1 protein-coding gene is annotated in these 477 nt (G+C 71.5%); it reads left to right on the top strand.

The features are described 5' to 3' along the window. Window positions 1–100: 100 nt before the first annotated feature. On the top strand, window positions 101–477 hold a 377-nt coding region (locus UK12_RS33090), incomplete at its 3' end, for a cation:proton antiporter domain-containing protein (protein ID WP_045306913.1).

The raw sequence follows: 477 nt of genomic DNA, 5'->3' as shown, positions 1-477 counted from the left end.
AGCGGACTTGAGATCAAGCGCGAATCCCGGCCGGACCAACCGGCCCGACGAACCAGCCGGACGATCGGGAACGGCGGTTTGTCACATTTATGCGGGGTCGGTGACCCAACTGTCGCTGCTGTTCGTGGTCCTGCTCGCCTCGGTCGTCACCATGCCGCTGGAACGGCGGACCGGCGTGCCGCTGCCCGTGCTGATGACGGTGAGCGGGCTCGTGATGGCGCGCGTGCCGCCCATCCCCAGTGTGAAGGTCGCGCCGAAGCTGATCCTGCCGCTGGTGCTGCCGCCGCGGATCTTCGCCGTGGCCAGCCGCGCTTCGCGGCGCGACTTGAAGGCCAACATCCGCTCGGTCCTGCTGGTCGCCGTCGCCCGGCTGGTCGTCACCACCACGGTCGTCGGGGGCGTCCTCCACTGGGTGGTGCCCGCCCTGCCGGTGGCGGCCGCGGTCGCGCTCGGCGCCCTCGTCTCCCCGCCCGACCC

Source organism: Saccharothrix sp. ST-888, assembly GCF_000955975.1.
Classification (GTDB): domain Bacteria; phylum Actinomycetota; class Actinomycetes; order Streptomycetales; family Streptomycetaceae; genus Kitasatospora.
This window is presented reverse-complemented; position numbering and strand designations above follow the sequence as displayed.